Below are 21,992 nucleotides of genomic sequence, written 5' to 3' on the forward strand. Positions count from 1 at the left end.
CCAGGGGCGCATGAATGCGCCCCCTACGGGGTAACGGTGGCTCGCCGCAGGGGCGGCATTAATGCCGCCCTGGTTTCCGCAGATATCCGATACGGGAAGATGGGGTTCTGGCAACGCGTGATGGGGCTGGCAGGCCGGTAAAGCCCGGGGCGAAGAGCAAAGCGTCCGCGCCAGGGATGGCGCGGCCGATCGGCAGGACGCCGGGTTCCTTTGCGATCGCCCCGGGCTTTACCGGCCGTAGTATCGAAATGAATGGAGGCTGAGGAGCCGGTGTCAGCCAGGGGCGCATGAATGCGTATGGCTGAGGAGCCGGTATCGGCCAGGGGCGCATGGATGCGTATGGCCAGGGAGCCAATATCGGCCAGGGGCGCATTAATGCGCCCCCTACGGGGTGACTGTGGCATGCCGCAGGGGCGGCATTAATGCTGCCCTGGTTTCCGCAGATATCCGATACGGGAAGATAGGGTTCTGGCAACGCGCGATGGGGCTGGCAGGCCGGTAAAGCCCGGGGCGAAGAGCAAAGCGTCCGCGCCAGGGATGGCGCGGCCAATCGGCAGGACGCCGGGTTCCTTTGCGATCGCCCCGGGCTTTACCGGCCGTGGTATCGACATGAATGGAGGCAGGGAGCCGGTGTCGGCCAGGGGCGCATAAATGCGCCCCCTACGGGTGGGATGATGCCGGATGGAGGCCAGGGGCGTATAAATGCGCCCCTACGGGGTCAGGCGTTTGACCGGTGCGTTTTGCTGGCGATCCCACATCACGGTCAGCATGCGCTGCAAGGCGATAAAAGCAAACAGCAGGATACCGATAGCAATCTTGGTCCACCACGAACTCAGCGTCCCGTCGAAATTAATCCACGTCTGAATCAGACCCTGAATCAGTACGCCAAACAGCGTGCCGAGCACGGTACCCACACCGCCCGACAGCAGCGTACCGCCAATCACTACCGAAGCAATTGCATCCAGCTCTACGCCCAACCCGGCCAGCGCGTAACCGGCTGAGGTATAGATAGAGAACACAATACCGGCCAGCGTCGCCAGCGTTGTGGAAAGCATATAAACCTTAATGGTCGTCGCGCGGGTCGACACGCCCATCAGCTGCGCCGAGGTGAGATTGCCGCCAATAGCGTATACCTGATTTCCGAATCGGGTACGGTGCGCCAGAATAATGCCCCCGGCGACCACCACCAGCATAATCACCGCCAGCAGGCTCAGCCGTCCGCCGCCAGGGATTTTCCACGCCAGGCCTGACAGCGTGGCGTAAAGAGGATGATCAATCGGAATGGAATTCTCTGACACCAGGTAACTGCAGCCGCGCAGAAAAAACATACCTGCCAGCGTAATAATAAACGCCGGGATCTTCAGCGCATCAATCAGCCAGCCCATCATGGCGCCGAACAGCGCCCCCAGCGCGAGAACCACTGCAAACGCCAGCAGCGGATCCAGGTGGAAATCACCGATAATGCGTGCCAGAAACACGCCGGTAAAGGCGATCACCGCCCCTACAGACAGATCGATGCCGCCGGACAAAATCACAAAGGTCATGCCCACGGCAATAATGCCCAGAAAAGCGTTATCCGTCAGAATATTGCAGATAACCCGTGTTGATGCGAAGCCTGGAAACTGGCTCAGACAGAACAGATAACCTGCCACAAATACCAGCAGCGTGATCATCAATGGCAAATGACGCTTTATCATCTTGAACGCTTCCCCTTCAGCATGGCGATAAAACGCGGCGACTGCAGCAACAGCACGCACATCACGACCACCGCTTTCACAACCTGGTTGAGTTCTGGCGGGAAACCCGACAGCAGGATCCCGGTATTCATAGACTGGATAATCAGAGCACCCATCAGCGACAGCACCAGGTTAAAGCGGCCGCCCATCAGGGATGCGCCGCCAATCACCACGGCCAGAATGGCATCCAGCTCCAGCCACAGGCCGGCGTTATTGGCGTCAGCACCCCGGATATCGGCTGCCACAATCAGTCCGGCTACCGCCGCACATAAGCCGCTAATCACATAGGTCGACATCACCACCAGCCAGCCGTTAACGCCTGCATTGCGCGCCGCGCGCAGGTTGATGCCCACCGCTTCAATAAACAGCCCCAGCGCTGTTTTGCGCGTTAGCAACCAGACGGCCAGCGCCACCAGCAGCGTGATCCACACCGGTACCGGTAACCAGAGCAGCGAGCCGCTGCCAAACCACGCCAGGCTCTCGCTGTTGAACGTCACGATCTGCCCCTGCGTAATCAGCTGGGCCACGCCCCGCCCCGCTACCATAAGAATCAGCGTGGCCACAAACGGCTGAATCTTCAGCAGCGCAACCAGCACCCCATTCCATAAGCCGCATAGCAGACCGGTGCCCAGCGTTACCAGTACAATCACGCTCAGGCTATGTCCGGCGACGGTCAGCGTGGCCGCCGTTGCGCCCGCAATCGCCATAACCGCACCCACGGACAGATCAATTCCGCCGGTCGCAATCACCAGCGTCATCCCCACGGCGAGCAGCGCTACCGGTGCAGCACGGTTCAGAATATCGATTGGGCTGCCAAACAGACGACCATCCTGAATATGAATGGCAAAAAAGTTATTCGCGACCAGGCTGTCAATCAGCAGCACCAGAATCAGCGCGGCGATCTGTGGCATACCCGGCGGCAGTTTCAGCTTACGTCTTTCAGGTTTTGACTGTGTCATAGGTGATTCAAGCATGTTGTGCGCCTCCCTCAGCAATGGCGTTCACAATGGACGCCACGGAGAGCTGCTCGAGTGGAATTTCAGCCACCTGCTTCAGATCGCGCATAATCACTACGCGATCGGCGTAGCCAACCAGCTCTTCCAGTTCCGAAGAGATCACCAGCAGCGCCAGACCATCCGCGCAGAGCGACTCGATCAAACGAATAATCTCAGCGTGCGCCCCCACATCGATGCCGCGCGTGGGCTCATCCAGGATCAGAAACTGGGGTTTGGTCACCAGCCAGCGCGACAGCAGCACCTTCTGCTGATTGCCGCCTGACAGCAACTCGATCGGCTGGTCGGCGTGCGGCGTACGAATGCCGAGACTTTTAATAAAGCGATCGGCAATAGCCTGCTGCTCGCGTCGCTTGATTGGACGCAGCCAGCCGCGCTGGGCCTGCAGCGCCAGAATAATATTCTCACGCACGGAAGCCGCACCAATAATGCCATCTGTTTTACGATCTTCGGGACAAAACCCCATTCCGAGGCGGGAGGCCTGCGCCGGGGTACGAATAGTCTGCACCTTGCCTTTAATGCGCGCAGTACCGCGATCGGCCCGCCGGATCCCAAACAGCACCTCTGCGGTTTCAGTGCGGCCTGAGCCGAGCAGACCCGCCAGGCCGACTACCTCGCCCGGCCTGACCTGCAGGCTGAAGGGTTCAATGGTGCCTTTTTTGCCGTAATCTTCAAACGCAACCACCGGCTGATCGCTGCGTAAGGTGCTGCCCTGCCGCTGCAGTGCGGTTTCGAGCAGCTCACGCCCCAGCATCAGTTTGATAAGCTCTATTTGCGGCAGTGAGGCGGTATCACGCGTGGCAATAAACTGGCCGTTGCGTAACACGGTAATGCGATCGGTAATACGGTACACCTGATCAAGAAAATGGGTCACAAAGATCAGACTCATGCCTCTGGCGCGCAGCTGCGCCATCAGCGTAAACAGCATCTCTACTTCACTGGCATCCAGACTCGCCGTGGGCTCATCCAGAATCAGTATCTGTGCGGACAAATCGACCGCGCGGCAGATAGCGATAATCTGCTGCATGGCGACAGAGTAATGTCCCAGCGGGCGCGTTACATCCAGCGCGAAGCCATAATTGCGCATCAGCGTGTCAGCATCACGGTTCATTTTGCGACGATCGACCATGCCAAAACGCTTTGGCTCACGGCCAATATAAAGGTTATCCGCCACCGACATATTTGGCAGCAGGTTAACTTCCTGATAGACCGTGCCGATCCCTGCGCGCTGCGCATCTGCCGTACTGTGCGGCGTGATTGCCTCTCCGTTAAGGGTGACAGTACCGGCATCGCGTGAATAGACGCCGGTCAGCACTTTAATCAGCGTTGATTTACCAGCGCCGTTTTCACCCAGCAGCGCCATGATCTCGCCTTTGCGGATAGTAAACGACACGTTGTCCAGCGCTTTTACGCCGGGAAACCCTTTACTGATGCCGCTCAGCGTGAGCAGCGGTGTATCATCGATGGTGCTCATCAGGCTCTACCTCGCTGACGTCAGCAGAGCCGCCCCGCAGGGCGGCTGCAGGGATCAGTAACCCATGTTTTTCTTTTTATCGAGTTCTGTCTGCGCATCCGCCGGCAGGAAGAGCTTCGACTCCGTTTTAATGATTTTTGGTGGCATGGTGCCATCTTTCTTAAACTTCTCCAGCGCATCAAACGCCGGGCCGGCCATATCTGGCGTCAGCTCTACGTTGGCATTGGCCTCACCGGCCAGCATCGCTTTATAGATATCCGGTACGCCATCAATCGACCCCGTCAGAATATCTTTGCCCGGCTTCAGACCTGCTTCTTTTATCGCCTGGATGGCACCGATTGCCATGTCATCATTGTGGGCATACACCATGCAGATGTTTTTGCCGTTATTCTCAGCTTTAATAAAGCTCTCCATCACCTCTTTACCTTTACTGCGGGTAAAGTCACCGGATTGAGAACGGATCACTTTAATGTTGTTATGTCCGGCTATCGCCTCTGCAAACCCTTTTTTACGATCAATAGCCACACTGGCACCGACCGTTCCCTGCAGTTCGACAACGTTACACTGCTTGTCGCCGACGGTTTTCACCAGCCAGTCACCAATCAGCTTGCCTTCCAGCACGTTGTCTGCGGTCACCACTGACATGTAGAGGGATTTATCCTTAACGACAATGGCGCGATCCAGCAGGAATACCGGGATTTTGGCATCTTTCGCTTCTTCCAGCACCGGCTCCCAGCCGGTCTGCACCACCGGCGCGATGAAGATGGCATCCACTCCCTGAGCAATAAACGAACGTACTGCTTTGATCTGATTTTCCTGCTTCTGCTGGCCATCGGCGATTTTCAGCGTAATACCGCGCTTTTTAGCTTCGCTTTTCGCTACGCTGGTTTCAGCTGCACGCCAGCCCGATTCTGAACCAACCTGCGAGAATCCCACTGTCATATCAGCAGCCAGCACCGGCGTGCTAAGCGCGGCGCTTACCATGGCGGTCAGGAGTAAACGTTTCCACATAGTTTTCATTCCTCTGAAGGGAGTGTGTAGTCGGGGTACAAACGCAGATTAAGCCTGACGTAATTCAGGTAAAACTAGCGCGACGTAACTCACAAAACAGAATGATTTAAAGGAGTTACGCTGTTGAAGCATGATTAGTGACCGTCAGCTTTATGGATAAAACGGCTGTGTTTTATTATCGAAGGGGATAAATAACTGTAATAAACAGAACTGGTTAGATTTGAACAGGCTGGAAGCGATTACAACGGCTGCGTAAAGAATGGTTATGCTGTTGTTCATAAAGCAATAAGCAATTTTGTGATAACCCGCACACTACGCCAGACGGTACGCTGGCTTAATCAACCCGTTGTGCCGGCGGGACTTAATTGCCGGCAAAAAATAAATAAAAAAAGCGCGGCGGTTATCCCCTGTTAGTTTTTCTCACAGCAGGGGAAATAAGATGTTTTCAAAATAGATGTTTTGCTGTGAAACCGCGCGGCATAACTAAAAAAATTGCTACTACTGAAGTAATTAATCTACCTGGTCTGAATTTTAAATTTTTTTAACACGGATATATAGACAGCAGCAGCGTGCTCCCTATACTTGAGCCCTCAATCGTTCTTTCTGTTTAATGGCAATCATGACTGCGCTGGATTACCTGCTAAAATTTCGCAAAGTGAATAATCTTGAGAGTCTTGAAAAACTCTACGATCATCTCAACTATTCGCTGACCGATGATAATGACATCATCAATATGTATCGTGCTGCCGATCATCGCCGCGCTGAACTGGTCTCTGGTGGCCGATTATACGATCTGGGCTGTGTACCTAAGTCAGTGTGGCGCTATGTGGTTTAATTATGTCTGAATCTCTTCACTCACCGCGCATCGGGGGCTGGCTGCTACTGCCGCTGGCCTGGCTGATTATGACCATGCTCACCAGCGCACTGGTTATCGCGCTCTACCTGCGTCCTCTGTTTGACAGCGAGCTGCGCACCACTCTGTTTTCACACGCTAATCTGCTGTTATCGCCGTGGCTGATTTCCCTGCTTACTGCCACTGCGGTCTGGCTCTACAGTATCTGGGTAGGCTGGATATTCTGCAGACGCTCACGGCGCCTGCCACGCCACTATACAATCTGGCTGCTGATGACCGTACTGCTGGCGCTGAAAACCTTTGCGTTTACGCCGGTTGCAGACGGCAAAGCGCTGCAGACTTTGCTTCTGACGCTGCTGGCTGCCGCCCTGTTCGTTCCCTACTTTAAGCGCTCACGGCGGGTTAAACATACGTTTACTGCTCCGTAATTCGTCAGGAATTTAATTCTGCGTGCTCTCAGGGCTGCTCCCGCCGGCGTAAAGGTTGAGATGTAGCTCTCATTTCCGGATAATATCTGCCTTTAGGCTTCCCAGGTTAAACCATGACCGATTACTTGCTTCTCTTTATTGGCACAGTGCTGGTGAACAACTTCGTGTTGGTCAAATTTCTCGGCCTCTGCCCGTTCATGGGCGTGTCAAAAAAACTGGAAACGGCCATTGGCATGGGACTTGCCACCACGTTTGTTATCACCCTCGCTTCGGTGTGCGCCTGGCTGGTTAACCATCTGATTTTGATCCCGCTGGATCTGGTTTATCTGCGCACCATGGCCTACATCCTGGTGATTGCCGTCGTGGTCCAGTTCACAGAAATGGTGGTGCGGAAAACCAGTCCATCTCTCTACCGGCTGCTGGGGATCTTCCTGCCGTTAATCACCACCAACTGTGCGGTACTGGGTGTGCCATTACTGAGCGTTAATCTTAACCATACGTTTCTGCAGGCCGCCCTCTACGGCTTTAGCGCCTCGCTGGGCTTTTCACTGGTGATGGTGCTGTTTGCCGGCATGCGTGAACGTCTGGTGCTGGCTAACGTGCCGGCACCGTTTAAAGGTAACTCTATCGCCCTGATTACCGCCGGCCTGATGGCGCTGGCGTTTATGGGCTTTACCGGTCTGGTGAAATTCTGATATGACCGCTATCTGGATAGCAATTGCTGTACTCAGCGCGCTGGGGCTGATTTTTGGTGGCCTGCTCGGCTACGCTTCGCGCCGTTTTGAGGTGGAAGAAGACCCTATTGTCGAACAGATTGATGCCGTACTGCCACAAAGCCAGTGCGGCCAGTGCGGCTACCCGGGGTGCCGCCCTTATGCGGATGCGGTAGGTAATAACGGTGAAGCGATCAATAAATGTGCACCGGGTGGTGAGCAGACCATGCTCAGGCTGGCTGAACTGCTGAACGTTGAGCCGCAGCCACTTGATGGTGGCGCCGACATCCTTACGCCGGTGCGTACCGTCGCGTGGATCGACGAAGAGAACTGCATCGGCTGCACCAAGTGCATTCAGGCGTGCCCGGTGGATGCTATTGTGGGTGCCACGCGCGCCATGCACACCGTGCTCAGCGACGTCTGCACGGGCTGCGACCTGTGTGTCGCTCCGTGCCCGACTGACTGCATTGAGATGCGCCCGGTCGCCACCACCCCAGCAAGCTGGAAGTGGGATCTCAACACTATTCCTGTAAAAGTGATCCCGGCAGAACATCATGCTTAATCTGTTAAATCTGTTTCGCAAAGAGAAGCTGTGGGATTTTCAGGGCGGTATTCATCCGCCGGAAATGAAAACACAGTCTAACGGCACGCCGCTGAGCACGCTGCCGTTGCCTGAACAGTTTATTATTCCCCTGAAGCAGCATATTGGCCATGAGGGTGAGCTCTGCGTCTCGCCAGGCGATCGCGTGCTGCGCGGTCAGCCGCTGACTTTTGGCAGCGGACGTATGCTGCCGGTACATGCGCCAACCTCAGGCACCATAGAGGCTATCGCGCCGCACATGACGGCGCACCCGTCCGGGCTCTCAGAGCTGTGCATTTTCCTGCGGGCTGACGGTGACGATCGCTGGATCGAGCGTGACGCGCAGCCTGATTACCGCGCGCTGAGCCGGGAAGAGGTCATCAGGCGCATCCACAGCGCCGGCGTGGCCGGGCTGGGTGGCGCCGGGTTCCCGACCGCCACTAAATTGCGTGGCGGCCTGCAGGGTGTCAAAACGTTAATCATCAATGCCGCAGAGTGCGAGCCTTATATCACCGCTGATGATCGGCTGATGCAGGATCACGCAGCTGAAGTGCTGGAAGGCTGCCGGATCCTCGCCTGGGTGCTGCAGGCAGAACGCGTTCTGGTAGGTATTGAAGATAACAAACCTGACGCCATTGCTGCCCTGAAACAGGCGCTGCGCGGCGAACGCGATATTGAGATCCGGGTTATCCCGACAAAATATCCCTCTGGCGGCGCGAAACAGCTGACAAAAATCCTGACCGGACGGGAAGTGCCGCACGGCGGACGCTCAACCGATATTGGCGTCCTGATGCAGAACGTCGGTACCGCCTGGGCGGTTAAGCGTGCGATTGTTGATGGTGAACCCATCACCGAGCGCGTGGTCACGCTGACCGGCGATGCGATTGCGCAACCGCGCAATGTCTGGGGGCGTCTTGGTACCCCGATCAGTCACCTGCTGCGCCAGGTCGGTTTCCAGCCGGGTCCGCGTCAGATGGTGATCATGGGCGGGCCACTCATGGGCTTTACCCTGCCCTCCCTCGACGTGCCGGTGGTAAAAATTACCAACTGTATTCTGGCGCCTGCCGCCAGCGAAATGGCTGCACCGCAGGAAGAGCAATCCTGTATCCGCTGCAGCGCCTGCGCGGATGCCTGTCCGGCGAAGCTGCTGCCGCAGCAGCTTTACTGGTATAGCCAGGGCGGCGATCATGAAAAAGCGCGCGCGCATAATATCGATGACTGTATCGAATGCGGCGCCTGCGCCTATGTCTGTCCAAGCAATATTCCGCTGGTTCAGTATTACCGGCAGGAAAAAGCTGAGCTGCGCGCTATCGATCTTGAGGCGAAACGTACAGCAGAAGCCAAGGCGCGCTTTGAGGCGCGTCAGGCACGCCTGGAACGCGAGAAACTGGCGCGTGAAGCGCGTCATGAAGAAGCGAAGCAGCGCGTTGCACGCAGCGATAACGGTGAACGCGACGCTGCCGCTGCTCGCGTTAAAGCGCGTCAGGCGAAAACGCCAGAGCAGGAAATAGCCGAACGTGAAGCGCGTCACGCCCAGGCGCTGGCACAGCAGGCGGCAACCCAGGCAGAAACGCAGCCGGTTACCCGTCAGACCGGCGATCCGCGTAAAGCGGCGGTGGAAGCCGCAATCGCCCGGGCGAAAGCGAAAAAAGCGGCTCAGCCAGAGAGCGAAGCCACGGCAGAGAACGACCCGCGTAAAGCAGCGGTGGAAGCCGCAATTGCGCGTGCGAAAGCGAAAAAGGCAGCCACGGAGCGTCCTGAGGTGAGTCCTGCTGATATGCCGGCAGCGGAAGCCTCTGCACCGGCAACGGAAGAGGATCCGCGTAAAGCTGCCGTCGCCGCGGCTGTTGCCCGTGCCAAAGCGAAAAAAGCAGCCGCGCAGGCCACAACCGCAGACGAGCCGGTTGCCGAAACGTCTGCGCCGGCAGCGGAAGAGGATCCGCGTAAAGCTGCCGTTGCCGCAGCTGTTGCCCGCGCCAAAGCGAAAAAAGCAGCCGCGCAGGCCACAACCGCAGACGAACCGGTCGCCGAAACGCCTGCGCCGGCAGCGGAAGAGGATCCGCGTAAAGCTGCCGTCGCCGCGGCCATTGCCCGCGCCAAAGCGAAAAAAGCAGCCGCGCAGGCCACAACCGCAGACGCGCCGGTTGCCGAAACGCCTGCGCCGGCAGCGGAAGAGGATCCGCGTAAAGCTGCCGTTGCCGCAGCTGTTGCCCGCGCCAAAGCGAAAAAAGCAGCCGCGCAGACCACAACCGCAGACGAGCCGGTTGCCGAAACGCCTGTGCCGGCAGCGGAAGAGGATCCGCGTAAAGCTGCCGTCGCCGCGGCCGTTGCCCGCGCCAAAGCGAAAAAAGCAGCCGCGCAGGCAGAAAGCTCACCGCCGCAGGCGGTACCGGCGGAACCTGAACCTGAAGACCCACGCAAAGCGGCCATCGCTGCGGCGGTCGCCCGTGCTAAAGCGCGTAAAGCGCAGCAGCAGCCTTCGACCACTGAGGAATAAATGGCCTTTCGTATCGCAAGCTCTCCCTACACCCATAACCGGCGCAGCACCGGTAACATAATGCTGCTGGTGGTACTGGCCGCCCTGCCCGGCATGGCGGCGCAGTGGTATTTCTTCGGCAGTGGTTTTCTGATCCAGGTTGTGCTGGCTATTGCGACAGCGCTGCTGACCGAAGCGGCGATACTGCGGTTGCGTCACAGCGCCGTTAAGCCGGTGCTGGCAGATAACTCAGCTCTGCTGACCGCGCTGCTGCTCGGGATCAGCCTGCCGCCGCTTGCGCCCTGGTGGCTGATTGTTCTGGGTACCCTGTTTGCCATTCTGATTGCTAAACAGCTCTATGGCGGACTGGGTCAGAATCCGTTCAACCCGGCAATGGTCGGCTATGTGGTGCTGCTGATCTCTTTCCCGGTGCAGATGACCAGCTGGCTGCCGCCCGATGCGCTGCAGGCGGTAAAACCGGACCTGATGGATTCACTCAGTATGGTGTTCCGCGGCCATACGCTGGCAGGCGAAACCATACAGCAGCTGCAGCTTGGGGTGGATGGCATCAGTCAGGCCACGCCGCTCGATACGTTTAAAACCGGACTGCGTGCCGGCCACAGCGCCGAAGCGCTTCACGCACAGCCCATCTACGCCGGGGTGCTGGCAGGGCTGGGCTGGCAGTGGGTCAACCTGGGCTATCTGCTGGGCGGCATGCTGCTGCTGGCAAAAAATGCGATTCGCTGGCATATCCCGGCCAGTATGCTGGCCTCGCTGGCGGTGTGCGCCACGCTCGGCTGGATCTTCTCGCCTGAGACGCTTAATACACCGCTCACCCACCTCTTTTCGGGGGCGACAATGCTGGGCGCATTCTTTATCGCCACCGATCCGGTTACCGCCTCCACCACTAACCGGGGGCGTCTGATCTATGGCGCGCTGATCGGTCTGCTGGTCTGGCTGATCCGCAGCTTTGGCGGCTATCCGGATGGCGTAGCGTTCGCCGTGCTGCTGGCAAATATCTGCGTGCCGCTGATTGACTACTACACTCAGCCGCGCGTTTATGGTCACCGGAAGGATTAAGGCATGATCGACGCTATTCGCAAAAACGCGGTGACGCTGGGGATGTTTGCCGTGGTGACGACCGGTGTAACCGCCGTGGTGAACTATGTGACCAAACCCACCGTTGAGCATCAGACTGCGCTGCAGCAGAAAAACCTGCTGGATCAGGTGGTACCGACCGCGCTGTACGATAATGCTATTCAGCAGGAGTGTTATCTGGTGCGCAACGCGGCGCTGGGTAACGAGCAGCCGCATCACCTGTATATCGCCCGTAAAGGCGACAAGCCGGTGGCCGCGGCGCTGGAAAGCACCGCCCCCGATGGTTACTCCGGGGCGATTCAGCTACTGGTAGGCGCCGACTTCAGCGGTACCGTGCTGGGCGTGCGGGTGATTGAACATCACGAAACACCCGGACTGGGTGATAAAATTGAGCTGCGCATCTCTGACTGGATCAACAGCTTTAATGGAAAACAGGTCAAAGGGGCCGATGACCCGCACTTTGCCGTGAAGAAAGATGGCGGCGATTTCGATCAGTTTACCGGTGCGACCATTACGCCGCGCGCGGTGGTTAACGCCACTAAACGCACGGCGCTCTATATTGAAACGCTGCCAGCGACGTTGCGTTCGCTGCCGGAATGTGGAGAAACACCATGAGTGAAGCGAAAAATCTGCTGATTGGCGGTTTATGGAAAAATAACTCTGCGCTGGTACAGCTGCTGGGACTCTGTCCGCTGCTGGCGGTGACCTCCACCGCAACCAATGCGCTGGGGCTGGGGCTGGCCACGACGCTGGTGCTGACCATTACCAACAGTGCCATCTCCGCCTCACGCCGCTGGGTACCGGCAGATATCCGCATCCCGATTTATGTGATGATTATCGCCTCGGTTGTCAGCTGCGTTCAGATGCTGATCAACGCTTATGCCTACGGTCTTTATCAGTCGCTGGGGATCTTTATTCCGCTGATTGTCACCAACTGTATTGTCGTGGGCCGCGCTGAAGCGGTAGCGTCAAAAAGCAGTATCCCGCTCTCCGCGCTGGATGGATTTGCTATCGGTATGGGCGCGACCTGCGCCATGGTCACGCTGGGATCCCTTCGCGAGCTGATTGGCAGCGGTACGCTGTTCAACGGTGCCGATCAGCTGCTCGGCCCGTGGGCAACCTCGCTGCGCATTGAAGTAGTGCACTTTGATTCACCTATGCTGCTGGCCATGCTGCCGCCCGGCGCCTTTATCGGTCTCGGCATGCTGCTGGCAGGAAAGTATGTTATCGATCAGAAAATGAAACAGCGCGCCGTGCTGCGCGCTGAAGCGGAAGCTAAAACAGTGGCTGCGCCAGGTGAAATCGGGAAAGCGGTGTGAATAAAGAGAAGCGCCTGCAGATCCTGACCCGTCTGCGTGATAACAATCCGCATCCGACCACTGAGCTGCAGTTCAGCTCACCGTTTGAACTGCTGATTGCGGTCCTGCTCTCGGCTCAGGCGACCGATGTCAGCGTAAACAAAGCCACGGCCCGTCTTTATCCGGTAGCGAATACTCCGGCGGCCATGCTGGCGCTCGGCGTTGACGGCGTCAAAGCGTACATTAAAACCATCGGGCTGTTTAACAGCAAGGCGGAAAACGTGATTAAAACCTGCCGCATATTGCTGGAGCAGCATGGCGGCGCGGTGCCGGAAGATCGTGCCGCGCTTGAGGCGCTGCCGGGCGTGGGCCGTAAAACCGCCAACGTGGTGCTGAACACCGCCTTTGGCTGGCCTACTATCGCCGTCGACACGCATATCTTTCGCGTCAGTAACCGTACACGCTTTGCGCCGGGTAAAAATGTGGAAGAGGTTGAAGAGAAACTGCTGAAAGTGGTGCCTGCCGCGTTTAAAGTCGACTGCCATCACTGGCTGATTCTGCACGGGCGTTATACCTGTATAGCGCGCAAGCCGCGCTGCGGGGCCTGCCTGATTGAAGACCTGTGCGAATACCGTGACAAGACAGAGATCTGAACGCGCGATGCCGTTTTACTGCACCGCGCGCCATTTTACGCTTCCGGGCTGCTCAGCGTAGCCCGTACATGCGGCAGGCACTGCGGATAGTGCTGCTGGATATATTCAATCATCTTCTCCCGCACGTAACAGCGCAGGTCAAACGCGGTAGGTGAATTATGGGCCGTCATCAGTAGCCTGATGGTCATGGTTTTTTCAGTGGTCTCAGTAACCTGCAGCACCTGCGTCTCCCGATCCCAGAGCCGGGTTTCATTGAGTATTTTTTCAAAATGGTCGCGCAGCGGCTCCAGCGGCATAGAGTAATCCAGATAAAGAAATACGGAACCTAAAATCTGTGCGTTGTTACGCGTCCAGTTCTGGAACGGATTTTCCGTAAAATAGGTTATCGGCAGTACAAGGCGGCGCAAATCCCAGAGACGTACAACGACATAGGTCAGGTTTATTTCCTCAATCCAGCCCCACTCTTTTTCTACTACCACCGCATCATCAATTTTTATTGGCTGGGTAAAAGCAATCTGAATACCGGCAAACAGATTAACCAGCGACTTCTGTAATGCAAACCCGATAATTATACCGGCCACCCCGGCCCCGGCAAGGATCGTCGTGCCAAACTTGCGCACACCCGGAAAGCTCAGCAAAATCAAAGATAAACAGAGTGTCACCAGCACGACGATGACCACTTTTTTCACATACATGATCTGCGTGCGAATTTTTCGTGCGCGCAGGTTATTTGAGATATTTATGTCATAACGAATAAACAGCATGTCCTGCGCGACATTAATCATCCTGATCATCAGCGAGCAGAAGGATAATATAATAAAGATGTGCAGTGTGGCATTAATAAAGCCAAGCGACTCCGGCTGAATATTAACATAATCTACGCCCGCGCTAATGAATAACAGCGGTAAAATAAGAAACATTGAGCCGCGCAGATGCTTTTCGAGAGATTTGAACAGTTTTTTATCACGCCCCTGCCAGTAACGGATCAGGCTGAGAAGAACAAATCGCGCCAGGAAGCCCAGTGCGAGCGACAGTGTGACGAGTAATACAGCAGGCACCCATTGCGGGACACCAGATAACTCACCCAGTATCAACGGCATCATTTTCCCTCATTGTTGACTGACGGCACGGCATCGCCAGTACGCTGAAAACACTGCCAGTTTCATCGTCAACGATAACCGGCACACAACATTTTGCTGACATGAGTATATGAAATTTATGAGAAACAGCGTCTGCCCGTTGCTGATTATTCGCCCGAAAAGGTGAGCTGATGTTTCCGTCAGCCGCAAACGGCGTCTGATGCCGGCTGAGCCGTGCCATGCTCTGCCAGTTTATCCGCCGGTAAAAAGGCCCTGCCGCGCCTGAAAAGTGCAGTTTCTTTTTTCACCTGATTAATTAATTGGAAAATTTGTGCACCAGATCAACAAAGTAGCGTTTCGGAAACGCCATCCTGCGCTTTTAGCTCAACAATCAACCTATTGTGCCCAAAATTCACTATTAAGCAGCAATATATGCCGTATAAATATTCATCATTAGTCTGTTATTCTGTTTTACTGCCACCTGGCGGTTTATTTCAGTAAACGGGTTTCTTAAACCCATATATCGCATGTTTATTCTGTTACAATTGATTTACACCCTATTAAACACTAAGTCATCTCGCTTAGTCGCGAATATCGCCCTGCCGGCATCGGGTATTCCAGCGTGTAAAAAATACTTGCCCTGTGGCTCCGATTCAGCCAAATTAGGCGCCGTTTTTCCTTTCTAATAACAATGTTGCGCGGGATGACCCAGACCGACGCAGACTTAATTCCTGTTACAAAACAGGCGATGTATAAACTGAGGTACACGTGTCAACTGCAAACAAACACACTGACGAGGCGGTAAGCCTCAACGCCTTCCGGCAACCTAAAGCATTTTATCTGATCTTCTCCATTGAGCTGTGGGAGCGCTTCGGCTACTACGGTTTACAGGCCATCATGGCGGTTTACCTGGTTAAACAGCTGGGGATGTCTGAAGCGGACTCTATTACGCTGTTTACCTCATTTAGCGCGCTGGTCTATGGCCTGGTGGCTATCGGCGGCTGGCTGGGTGACAAAGTACTCGGCACCAAGCGCGTGATTGTACTGGGCGTGATGGTGCTGGCGCTCGGCTATGCGCTGATCGCGTTTTCCGGGCATGACACCACGCTGGTTTACGTCGGTATGGCGACGATTGCCGTGGGCAGCGGCCTGTTCAAAGCGAACCCCTCTTCGCTGCTCTCGACCTGCTATGCGAAAGACGATCCGCGCATCGACGGCGCATTCACCATGTTCTATATGTCGATCAACATCGGTTCACTGTTCTCCATGATGCTGACGCCATGGCTGGCAGCGAAATATGGCTGGGGTGCCGCCTTCTCGCTCTCCGTCGTGGGGCTGGTGATCACGCTGCTTAACTTCCTGTTCTTTAAACGCCTGGTGAAAGAGTACGGTTCGAAGCCGGACTTTGCTCCGCTGCAGGTGGGTAAACTGCTGCTGACAATCGTGGGCGTCGCGGTGCTGATCGCACTCGCCACCTGGCTGCTGCATCACCAAAGCATTGCGCGCATGACGCTCGGCGTTGTTGCTCTGGGCATTGTTCTGATCTTTGCCAAAGAAGCGTTCACGCTGCAGGGTGCGGCGCGCCGCAAAATGATTGTGGCGTTTCTGCTGATGGTGGAAGCGATTGTATTCTTTGTGCTCTATATGCAGATGCCTACCTCGCTCAACTTCTTTGCGATCCGCAACGTAGAGCATGCCATTTTCGGCATCGCGTTTGAGCCGGAGCAGTTCCAGGCGCTGAATCCATTCTGGATCATGGTCGCCAGTCCGCTGCTGGCTGCTGTCTATAACAAGCTGGGCGATAAGCTGCCAATGCCACATAAATTTGCCATTGGCATGGTGCTCTGCTCCGGCGCGTTTCTGGTACTGCCGCTCGGTGCCGGCTTTGCAAATCAGGCAGGAATTGTCTCCGTCAACTGGCTGATCCTGAGCTATGCCCTGCAGAGTATTGGTGAGCTGATGATCTCCGGCCTGGGTCTGGCAATGGTGGCGCAGCTGGTACCCCAGCGTCTGATGGGCTTTATCATGGGCTCATGGTTCCTGACCACCGCGGGCGCAGCAATGATCGCTGGTAAAGTGGCCAACCTGATGGCGGTGCCGGAGAACGTGACCGATCCGCACACCTCACTGGCGGTTTACAGCCAGGTCTTTCAGCAGATTGGTATCGCCACCGGCGTTATTGCCCTGCTGATGCTGGTCACTGCCCCGCTGCTTAATCGCATGACGCAGGATGCGTCTGACGGTGCACTGAAGCGCGCCGGCGCCAGCGAGTAACCGCATACGGCTCTGCGTTATGCCATCTCTGATGGCGTCGCGGAGCCGCTTTTCTCCTGATAAGTTCCTTCCCATCTCCCTTTTTCCCTTGTAGTTTACTCAGAGTCCGCTATCCGGCGTGCCGCATTTGTCACGTCACTCATATCATTTGTTGAGGAGATGCAACAATGAAACTCTATTGCAAGCCCGGTGCCTGTTCCCTGTCCCCCCATATTGTCGCCCGCGAATGCGGCCTCGACTTTACGCAGGTGAATGTTGATTTGCAGAGCAAGCTAACGGAACAGGGCGAAGATTACTGGCAGATCAACCCTAAAGGTCAGGTCCCGGCGCTGCAGTTTGATGACGGAACGATACTGACAGAAGGCGTAGCGATTGTGCAGTATCTGGCGGATCTCAAACCCGATTATCACCTGCTGGCCCCGACCGGCAGTCTGACGCGCTACCATACACTGGAGTGGCTGAGTTTTGTCAGCAGCGAGCTGCACAAGGGATTTACGCCGCTGTTTCGCCCCGATACGCCAGACGCGTACAAGCCTCAGGTGCGTGCTCAGCTGGAGAAAAAGTTTCAGCTGGTGAATACGGCGCTGGAGGATAAACAGTGGCTGCTGGGCACACGCTATACCGTGGCCGATATCTATCTGTATGTGGTTACGCGCTGGGCAAAAGCAGTGAAGCTGCAGCTCGACGGGATGCCGGCGCTGGACGCGTGGTTTGCCCGCGTGAGTGAGCGTCCGGCGGTTCAGGCGGCGCTGCAGGCAGAAGGTCTGGCGTAAGCCTCGCGGCAGGCCGGCGCGGTGACCGGCCTGCCGTATGATTACAGTTTTTCTGCCGCGAAATGCTGCTGCGGCTGCGCAATAGCGTCCTGTGCCGCGACCAGCTGCAGCTCATACTCTCCCATCTGGTGGGTTTTCAGCATCACTTCATATACCGCTGCAGTGACATGCTCCAGCGCCTGCTGCAGCGATTTACCATGCAGCAGATCCACCAGCAGCAGACCGCTGGTCAGATCGCCCACGCCTACCGGCTGACGTACGCCAAAGTCCACCAGCGGGCGGCTGATATGCCAGCACTCATCAGCGGTAACCAGCAGCATCTCAAAGCGGTCGCTGCGCCGGCCGGCACGCGCCAGATGTTTGACCAGCACCACTTTCGGCCCCTGCGCAATCAGCAGACGCGCCGCATCCACTGCCTGGTCAATATCAGCAACCGTCTGCCCGCTCAGCATTTCCAGCTCCAGCAGATTGGGGGCAATCAGATCGCTGGCCGGCAGCGCCTGTTTACAGTGAAACTCTGCCACACCCGGCGCCACGATACAGCCTTTCTCCGGATGCCCCATCACCGGATCGCAGAAAAACCAGGCGTCCGGGTTAGCGGCTTTAACTTCACGTACGATCGCCAGAATCTGCTCACCCTGCTCTGCCGACCCCAGATAACCGCTGAGTACGGCATCGCAGGTTTTCAGGCGATCGATGGCGGCAATGCCGTTGACAATCTCAGTCAGATGGCTGGCCGGCATGACCGTACCGGTCCAGTGACCATACTGAGTGTGATTGGAGAACTGAACGGTATTCAGCGGCCAAACGTTTGCGCCCATGCGGCGCATCGGGAACTCTGCCGCGCTATTACCGGCGTGGCCAAACACCACGTGAGACTGAATTGCGAGAATATTTTTCATTATAACCCTGTACTGCCTTGCCATGAAAAAGGGCCGGAAACCGGCCCTGACACCTTACTGCCAGTTTATCAGGCAGTAGTGTTTTTTGCCGCGACGCAGCAGCGTAAAGCGGCCAAACAGCTTGTCGCTGTCGCTGAAACGATACTCGGCATCCGACTGTTTCTCTCCGTTCACAGAGACCGCATTAGAGCCGATCATGGTACGGGCCTGACCGCGTGACGGCACCAGCTCAGCGGCAACCAGCGCCTGCTGCAGATCGTCTTCCGCGCTGAGCGCGATAACCGGCATGCCGTCCTGCGCCAGCTGCTCAAAGTCTGCTTCGGTCATGTCGCTCAGGCTGCCTGAAAACAGGCTTTCTGTGATGCGTCTGGCCGCAGCCAGTCCTGCATCGCCGTGTACCAGGCGCGTGACCTGCTCGGCCAGCACGTACTGAGCGCGCGGCGCTTTGCCGCTGTTTTTGTCTTCTTCTTCGAGCGCGTTGATCTCATCCAGGCTCATGAAGGTAAAGAACTTCAGGAAGCGGTAAACATCCGCGTCAGCGGTGTTGATCCAGAACTGATAGAACTTATAAGGACTGGTTTTTTTCGCGTCCAGCCAGACGGCGCCACCTTCGGTTTTACCGAACTTGGTGCCGTCTGATTTAGTGATAAGCGGTACGGTCAGACCAAAGGCCTGCTGCTGATGCAGACGACGTGTCAGGTCGATACCCGAGGTGATATTTCCCCACTGATCAGAGCCGCCAATCTGCAGCACCACGCCATAACGCTTATAAAGCTCGGCAAAATCGTAGCCCTGCAGCAGATTGTAAGAGAATTCAGTGTAAGAGATCCCCTGATCCTCACGATTCAGACGCTGTTTAACCGCTTCGCGGTTGATCATCTGATTAACAGAGAAATGCTTACCGATATCGCGCAGGAACGTCAGCACATTCATGCCGCCGAACCAGTCGTAGTTATTCGCGGCGATAGCGCTATTATCTCCGCAGTCAAAGCTGAGGAATGGGGCAACCTGGTTGCGGATTTTTTCCACCCACTCACCTACGGTTTCACTGGTATTGAGCTTGCGTTCCGCTGCTTTAAAGCTGGGATCGCCAATCAGGCCGGTGGCTCCACCCACCAGCGCAACCGGCTTGTGTCCGGCATCCTGAAAACGCTTCAGGCAGAGCAGCGGCACCAGATGGCCCAAATGCAAGCTATCAGCGGTAGGGTCAAAGCCGCAATAGAGGGCAATTGGCCCTTGCGCCAGTCGCTCTGCTAACGCTTCTTCATCCGTTACCTGGGCCACAAGGCCCCGTTCCTGCAATTGTTGTATCAGGTTACTGCTGGTCATCACTGACTCCAAATTGATCGGGCTGCACCTGGGCTGGTACACAGCTTTCCGCTACGATGCGGAGACGAAAAAAAAGAGGGCTATAGCATAAAGCGCTGACGCTCACGGCGCCAGCGCTGAAACCGGGAAAAGCAGGTTTTACGGCGCTAACCGGTCAATCGTCCAGCCATTCTCACTGCGCTGATAGAGAAAACGATCGTGCAGCCGGTGTTCGCCGCCCTGCCAGAACTCCACGGCAGTAAACCGCACGCGGTATCCGCCCCAGAAAGTGGGCAGCGGGACGTCACCCTGCTGGAATTTCTGTTTGAGTTCCAGAAACTTGCTCTCCAGCACGCTACGCGCAGAGATGCGGCTCGACTGTTTTGAAACCCAGGCACCAATCTGGCTGTCGCGCGGCCGGCTATGGAAATATTTCATGACCTCCAGCGGCGAGAGTTTCTCTGCTTCGCCCAGCACCATCACCTGACGCTCCAGAAAGTGCCACGGCAGATGCAGTGAGATGCGCGGATTGTCTGCCAGCTGCAGCGCCTTCCGGCTACCGAGGTTAGTGTAAAAGATAAAGCCCTCAGCATCGTAGTGCTTGAGCAGTACAATGCGCTGATACGGCTGACCGCTGCTATCTACTGTCGCCACCGTCATGGCGGTGGGATCGGGCAGCTGCGCGGCACACGCCTGCTGCAGCCACTGTTCAAACAGGATCAGAGGATCCTCCGGCAAATCTTTGCGCCGCAGGCCGCCGCGGGTATATTCCCGGCGCAGATGGGCAATCTGTTGCAGGCTGTCGCTGTCGCTCATAGCGTCTCTCTTAACTCTCTTAAGACCGGTGGGTGTTTGCCGCATCCTGCAGTTCGCAGTCGTTGATAATCACTCTGTCATTGCGCTCAACAAAGGCGCTGGTGCCTTTCGACCAGAAAACATAGTGGCCGTCGCTGTAGCGCGCGCCGGATGCGGATACTGTCTGTTTCAGCGTCAGCGGTGTGCCGTCAAGAATAAAGCTGACCTGTTCTTTGCTGTTATCCAGCGTGACCGTCAGCGGCAGCGTACCGCACTGATAGTGCAGCGTTTCGGGCTGTGGCGCTGACTGCTGCAGCATACCGCAGCCGCTCAGTGCCAGGCAGCCCGCTGCCAGCATATATCTTTTCATTGCTTCTCCTTATCGTGTCGGCCGGCTGTTCGCCGGATAGATCGCGCCCAGCACGCTCATTTCACGCGCCCCGGTAACGGCAGGCAAATTGCCTGGCAGACCAGAAAGGGTTCTGAACGCCAGCCAGGCAAAGGCCAGCGCTTCCATATCATCCCCGCTGACGCCCGCAGCATCGGTAGGGGTAACTTCCGTGCCGGGAAGATGCGCCGCGAGCCGCGCCATGAGCAGCGGATTGCGGCCACCTCCGCCGCACACTAGCAGACGGTCGCAGCCGTTACTGAGCTGGATCTGCTGTGCAATTGTCAGCGCCGTCAGTTCGCTTAGCGTAGCCTGCACATCCTCCGGTGCCAGCGCCGGAAAAGCCTGCAGCTGACGCTCTATCCAGTCAGGATTAAAGTACTCCCGCCCGGTGCTTTTCGGTGGCGGCAGCGCAAACCAGGGATCGTTCAGCATCTGCTCCAGCAGCGCGGGCACGACCTGTCCGCTGGCGGCCCAGGCGCCGTTATGATCGTAGCTTACCCCCTGATGACGCCAGATCCAGGCATCAATCAGCATATTGCCAGGTCCGGTATCAAAGCCCCGCACCGGCTGCCCCGGGATCAGCAGCGACAGGTTAGCGATGCCGCCAATATTCAGCACCATGCGGCGTTCACTGCTGTCCATGAGCAGCGCCTGATGAAACGCAGGCACCAGCGGCGCACCCTGCCCGCCCAGCGCCATATCACGCCGGCGAAAATCGCCGACTACGGTCACGCCGGTGGCGGCGACAATCTGGTTATTATCGCCAATCTGCAGCGTATTGGGGGCCGCGCTGCCGGGTTCATGCCAAACGGTCTGACCGTGGCAGCCTATTGCCACAATGTCCTCTGCTTCCAGCGCCTGCTGACGCATCAGGGTCACCACCGCTTCGGCAAACAGCTTACCCAGTGCGGTATCGAGCTGCCCGAGCTGCGATAGCGTCAGTGGCTGTCCCTGACATATAGCCAGTACCTGCTGGCGCAGGGCGGGCGGAAACGGGTGACAGTAGCTCGCCTGCTGCGCCACCATGTGACTATCGATAGCCGCCAGCACCACATCCACGCCATCCAGACTGGTGCCTGACATAACCCCTATATAGCGTCCTGACTTTATCACGATAGCTCCTCATTATCCGGCGGA

At 56.7% G+C, this 21,992-nt stretch carries 21 protein-coding genes; 11 read left to right on the forward strand and 10 right to left on the reverse strand.

Features of this window, described 5'->3' with window-relative positions; translation table 11 throughout:
• Positions 1–710: 710 nt before the first annotated feature.
• Genes yjfF through ytfQ form a run of 4 tightly spaced genes read right to left on the reverse strand, consistent with a single transcriptional unit; the run spans position 711 to position 5,234 of the window.
• Positions 711–1,697 carry a galactofuranose ABC transporter, permease protein YjfF gene (gene yjfF / locus BBA90_RS12530; protein ID WP_065649435.1) on the reverse strand — a complete coding sequence of 329 codons (987 nt, stop codon included), beginning with the start codon at positions 1,695–1,697 and terminating at the stop codon, positions 711–713.
• The gene (ytfT, locus tag BBA90_RS12535; RefSeq protein ID WP_412159152.1) at positions 1,694–2,695 is read right to left on the reverse strand and encodes a galactofuranose ABC transporter, ATP-binding protein YtfT; all 1,002 of its coding nucleotides are present in this window, start codon (positions 2,693–2,695) and stop codon (positions 1,694–1,696) included. The genes yjfF and ytfT overlap by 4 nt, the downstream gene beginning before the upstream one ends.
• Positions 2,696–2,702: 7 nt before the next feature.
• Entirely contained in the window at positions 2,703–4,223 is a 1,521-nt protein-coding gene (gene ytfR / locus BBA90_RS12540) for a galactofuranose ABC transporter, ATP-binding protein YtfR (RefSeq protein ID WP_065649437.1), read from the reverse strand.
• Between the two features lie 54 nt (positions 4,224–4,277).
• Positions 4,278–5,234 carry a galactofuranose ABC transporter, galactofuranose-binding protein YtfQ gene (gene ytfQ, locus BBA90_RS12545; RefSeq protein ID WP_065649438.1) on the reverse strand — a complete coding sequence of 319 codons (957 nt, stop codon included), beginning with the start codon at positions 5,232–5,234 and terminating at the stop codon, positions 4,278–4,280.
• A gap of 619 nt (positions 5,235–5,853) precedes the next feature.
• Here ytfQ and ydgT point away from each other — a divergent pair.
• The 9 genes from ydgT (at position 5,854) to nth (ending at position 13,333) form a co-directional block, all read left to right on the forward strand.
• Positions 5,854–6,069, forward strand: a complete 216-nt coding sequence (gene ydgT, locus BBA90_RS12550) for a transcription modulator YdgT (RefSeq protein WP_039384201.1) — start codon at positions 5,854–5,856, stop codon at positions 6,067–6,069.
• 2 nt (positions 6,070–6,071) lie between these two features.
• On the forward strand, positions 6,072–6,515 hold the full coding sequence (locus BBA90_RS12555; RefSeq protein ID WP_065649439.1) for a DUF2569 domain-containing protein: 444 nt from the start codon (positions 6,072–6,074) through the stop codon (positions 6,513–6,515).
• 113 nt (positions 6,516–6,628) lie between these two features.
• Positions 6,629–7,210, forward strand: coding sequence for an electron transport complex subunit RsxA (gene rsxA, locus BBA90_RS12560; RefSeq protein WP_065649440.1), 582 nt, complete (start codon positions 6,629–6,631; stop codon positions 7,208–7,210).
• A gap of 1 nt (position 7,211) precedes the next feature.
• Positions 7,212–7,790: an electron transport complex subunit RsxB gene (gene rsxB / locus BBA90_RS12565; protein WP_065649441.1), complete on the forward strand. Its 579-nt coding sequence runs from the start codon at positions 7,212–7,214 to the stop codon at positions 7,788–7,790.
• Positions 7,783–10,305 (forward strand): electron transport complex subunit RsxC, encoded by a 2,523-nt coding sequence (gene rsxC, locus BBA90_RS12570; protein WP_065649442.1) that lies wholly within the window; start codon positions 7,783–7,785, stop codon positions 10,303–10,305. The genes rsxB and rsxC overlap by 8 nt, the downstream gene beginning before the upstream one ends.
• Entirely contained in the window at positions 10,306–11,364 is a 1,059-nt protein-coding gene (gene rsxD, locus BBA90_RS12575) for an electron transport complex subunit RsxD (RefSeq protein WP_065649443.1), read from the forward strand.
• Between the two features lie 3 nt (positions 11,365–11,367).
• Complete coding sequence (gene rsxG / locus BBA90_RS12580) at positions 11,368–11,997, forward strand: electron transport complex subunit RsxG (RefSeq protein WP_065649444.1); 630 nt, start codon at positions 11,368–11,370, stop codon at positions 11,995–11,997.
• Positions 11,994–12,701 (forward strand): electron transport complex subunit E, encoded by a 708-nt coding sequence (locus BBA90_RS12585; protein ID WP_065649445.1) that lies wholly within the window; start codon positions 11,994–11,996, stop codon positions 12,699–12,701. The genes rsxG and BBA90_RS12585 overlap by 4 nt, the downstream gene beginning before the upstream one ends.
• Positions 12,698–13,333, forward strand: a complete 636-nt coding sequence (gene nth, locus BBA90_RS12590) for an endonuclease III (protein ID WP_065649446.1) — start codon at positions 12,698–12,700, stop codon at positions 13,331–13,333. Before BBA90_RS12585 ends, nth begins: the two co-directional genes overlap by 4 nt.
• 35 nt (positions 13,334–13,368) lie before the next feature.
• On the opposite strand, the gene BBA90_RS12595 is transcribed toward nth, so the two are convergent.
• Positions 13,369–14,433: a mechanosensitive ion channel family protein gene (locus BBA90_RS12595; protein WP_206099911.1), complete on the reverse strand. Its 1,065-nt coding sequence runs from the start codon at positions 14,431–14,433 to the stop codon at positions 13,369–13,371.
• A 747-nt stretch (positions 14,434–15,180) separates the two neighbouring features.
• Here BBA90_RS12595 and dtpA point away from each other — a divergent pair.
• On the forward strand, positions 15,181–16,686 hold the full coding sequence (dtpA, locus tag BBA90_RS12600; protein ID WP_065649448.1) for a dipeptide/tripeptide permease DtpA: 1,506 nt from the start codon (positions 15,181–15,183) through the stop codon (positions 16,684–16,686).
• Between the two features lie 167 nt (positions 16,687–16,853).
• The gene (gene gstA / locus BBA90_RS12605) at positions 16,854–17,459 is read left to right on the forward strand and encodes a glutathione transferase GstA (protein WP_065649449.1); all 606 of its coding nucleotides are present in this window, start codon (positions 16,854–16,856) and stop codon (positions 17,457–17,459) included.
• A gap of 41 nt (positions 17,460–17,500) precedes the next feature.
• Here the strand turns inward: gstA and pdxY are convergent, their stop codons facing one another.
• The 5 genes from pdxY to anmK all read right to left on the reverse strand — a co-directional run bounded on the left by pdxY (position 17,501) and on the right by anmK (position 21,965).
• On the reverse strand, positions 17,501–18,361 hold the full coding sequence (gene pdxY, locus BBA90_RS12610; protein WP_065649450.1) for a pyridoxal kinase PdxY: 861 nt from the start codon (positions 18,359–18,361) through the stop codon (positions 17,501–17,503).
• Positions 18,362–18,415: 54 nt separating this feature from the next.
• Entirely contained in the window at positions 18,416–19,690 is a 1,275-nt protein-coding gene (gene tyrS / locus BBA90_RS12615) for a tyrosine--tRNA ligase (protein WP_065649451.1), read from the reverse strand.
• A 138-nt stretch (positions 19,691–19,828) separates the two neighbouring features.
• Positions 19,829–20,485: a pyridoxamine 5'-phosphate oxidase gene (gene pdxH, locus BBA90_RS12620; RefSeq protein WP_065649452.1), complete on the reverse strand. Its 657-nt coding sequence runs from the start codon at positions 20,483–20,485 to the stop codon at positions 19,829–19,831.
• 19 nt (positions 20,486–20,504) lie between these two features.
• Entirely contained in the window at positions 20,505–20,834 is a 330-nt protein-coding gene (locus BBA90_RS12625) for an MliC family protein (protein WP_065649453.1), read from the reverse strand.
• A gap of 9 nt (positions 20,835–20,843) precedes the next feature.
• Positions 20,844–21,965, reverse strand: coding sequence for an anhydro-N-acetylmuramic acid kinase (anmK, locus tag BBA90_RS12630; protein WP_065650478.1), 1,122 nt, complete (start codon positions 21,963–21,965; stop codon positions 20,844–20,846).
• Positions 21,966–21,992: the final 27 nt, after the last annotated feature.

Source organism: Pantoea eucrina (assembly GCF_001691555.1).
GTDB lineage: Bacteria > Pseudomonadota > Gammaproteobacteria > Enterobacterales > Enterobacteriaceae > Pantoea > Pantoea borealis.

Bases quoted from the DNA above. Each gene is read 5' to 3' on its own strand.
- yjfF (WP_065649435.1), bottom strand. From the start codon at position 1,697: ATGATAAAGCGTCATTTGCCATTGATGATCACGCTGCTGGTATTTGTG.
- ytfT (WP_412159152.1), bottom strand. From the start codon at position 2,695: ATGACACAGTCAAAACCTGAAAGACGTAAGCTGAAACTGCCGCCGGGT.
- ytfR (WP_065649437.1), bottom strand. From the start codon at position 4,223: ATGAGCACCATCGATGATACACCGCTGCTCACGCTGAGCGGCATCAGT.
- ytfQ (WP_065649438.1), bottom strand. From the start codon at position 5,234: ATGTGGAAACGTTTACTCCTGACCGCCATGGTAAGCGCCGCGCTTAGC.
- ydgT (WP_039384201.1), top strand. From the start codon at position 5,854: ATGACTGCGCTGGATTACCTGCTAAAATTTCGCAAAGTGAATAATCTT.
- BBA90_RS12555 (WP_065649439.1), top strand. From the start codon at position 6,072: ATGTCTGAATCTCTTCACTCACCGCGCATCGGGGGCTGGCTGCTACTG.
- rsxA (WP_065649440.1), top strand. From the start codon at position 6,629: ATGACCGATTACTTGCTTCTCTTTATTGGCACAGTGCTGGTGAACAAC.
- rsxB (WP_065649441.1), top strand. From the start codon at position 7,212: ATGACCGCTATCTGGATAGCAATTGCTGTACTCAGCGCGCTGGGGCTG.
- rsxC (WP_065649442.1), top strand. From the start codon at position 7,783: ATGCTTAATCTGTTAAATCTGTTTCGCAAAGAGAAGCTGTGGGATTTT.
- rsxD (WP_065649443.1), top strand. From the start codon at position 10,306: ATGGCCTTTCGTATCGCAAGCTCTCCCTACACCCATAACCGGCGCAGC.
- rsxG (WP_065649444.1), top strand. From the start codon at position 11,368: ATGATCGACGCTATTCGCAAAAACGCGGTGACGCTGGGGATGTTTGCC.
- BBA90_RS12585 (WP_065649445.1), top strand. From the start codon at position 11,994: ATGAGTGAAGCGAAAAATCTGCTGATTGGCGGTTTATGGAAAAATAAC.
- BBA90_RS12595 (WP_206099911.1), bottom strand. From the start codon at position 14,433: ATGCCGTTGATACTGGGTGAGTTATCTGGTGTCCCGCAATGGGTGCCT.
- gstA (WP_065649449.1), top strand. From the start codon at position 16,854: ATGAAACTCTATTGCAAGCCCGGTGCCTGTTCCCTGTCCCCCCATATT.
- pdxY (WP_065649450.1), bottom strand. From the start codon at position 18,361: ATGAAAAATATTCTCGCAATTCAGTCTCACGTGGTGTTTGGCCACGCC.
- tyrS (WP_065649451.1), bottom strand. From the start codon at position 19,690: ATGACCAGCAGTAACCTGATACAACAATTGCAGGAACGGGGCCTTGTG.
- pdxH (WP_065649452.1), bottom strand. From the start codon at position 20,485: ATGAGCGACAGCGACAGCCTGCAACAGATTGCCCATCTGCGCCGGGAA.
- BBA90_RS12625 (WP_065649453.1), bottom strand. From the start codon at position 20,834: ATGAAAAGATATATGCTGGCAGCGGGCTGCCTGGCACTGAGCGGCTGC.